The organism is Caballeronia sp. BR00000012568055 (assembly GCF_029439455.1).
Taxonomy (GTDB): Bacteria; Pseudomonadota; Gammaproteobacteria; order Burkholderiales; family Burkholderiaceae; genus Caballeronia.
This window is the reverse complement of the sequence record NZ_JAQFVG010000165.1, coordinates 1-1,159: the sequence shown is the minus strand read 5'-3', so window position 1 is coordinate 1,159 and position 1,159 is coordinate 1. Positions and strand designations below refer to the sequence as shown.

General features: G+C 62.2%; 2 protein-coding genes. Both read left to right on the top strand.

Annotation, left to right across the window (positions count from 1 at the left end; genetic code table 11):
- The coding region (locus P7F28_RS09290) for a PRTRC system protein A (RefSeq protein WP_277184218.1) at positions 1 to 535 on the top strand (535 nt) is incomplete at its 5' end.
- Positions 532 to 1,159 (top strand): PRTRC system ThiF family protein (locus P7F28_RS09285; protein WP_277184217.1); only part of this gene is annotated, 628 nt, incomplete at its 3' end. The genes P7F28_RS09290 and P7F28_RS09285, both read left to right, overlap by 4 nt.

The following is a 1,159-nucleotide window of genomic DNA, read 5'->3' as shown; positions in this document are numbered from 1 at the left end:
CGAGAACGGTGTATTTATCGAGATCGATCTGCCGTGGCTGTCGGTCGTGCGCCGCATTGCGCATTACTCGGTTGCAACCGCCATCCCTTACGGGCAGGTGGTGGAGTCGACGGTGCTGCGTTGTGGCGCGGTGCCGCCGGCGCTAATCGGGGAGTTCGTCGCAATGGCACGTGCCGCGCATCCGCTTGAAACGGGCGCGTGGATTCTCTGGAACGTCCAGACCCGGCGGTTTCGTCTGGCTCCGGTCACGGTTCTCGCGCAGGGCACCGGATCGCTCAAGTATGAGCGACCTGCGCTCTTGCCCGCTGAACTGCGGGTGATCGATTGCCACTCGCACGGCGCGCACGAGGCGTTCTTCTCGTCGACTGACAATGAAGACGATCGGCACGAGACGAAGTTTGCGCTCGTCGTTGGGAATTGTGCGTCACCTGTGCCGAGCATGGCCATGCGGCTGTGCGCGAAGGGCATCTTCGAGGACATCGAGCCTGTGCCGAGCAGTTGGTACGCGGCGGCCCATGTGAAGGAGGTCGCATGACGACAGCGACAGCAGCTACAACAGCTATCCGTCACGCGCTTCCTTCGCGGATGCTCGAGCGCGCCTGGAATGTGGTCGTGGTAGGGGCGGGTGGTACAGGCAGCGCGGTGCTGCCGAGCCTCGCGCGCTTGCATCACGCGATGGTCGAACTGGGTCACCCGGGCGGGATCGATTGCACGGTGTTCGATGACGACACGGTCAGTCCGACCAACGTGGGCCGACAGGGTTTTTATCCGAACGACGTGGGCGAATACAAAGCCTCGCTCATCGTGAACCGGCTGAACACGCTGATGGGCACCGACTGGCGTGCGCAAGCGCGGCGCTTCGGCGCGAGCGAGACGCTCTATAACGTCGATCTGGTGATTGGTTGCGTGGACACGCGCGCCGCACGGCATGCAATTGTTCGCGCGGCCGAGCACTCAGGCGTCTACTACCTCGATTGCGGGAACGATACCGATCGCGGTCAGATCGTATTGGGGCAGGTCAGCAGCAAACGCGATGCGAAGAAAAGTCCGGATCGGTTACCGCATGTCGGTGAACTGTTTCCGGAACTCACGGATGCGAAGCTCGATGCGAAAGACGACAAGCCATCCTGTTCGATGGCCGAAGCACTGCGCAAGCAGT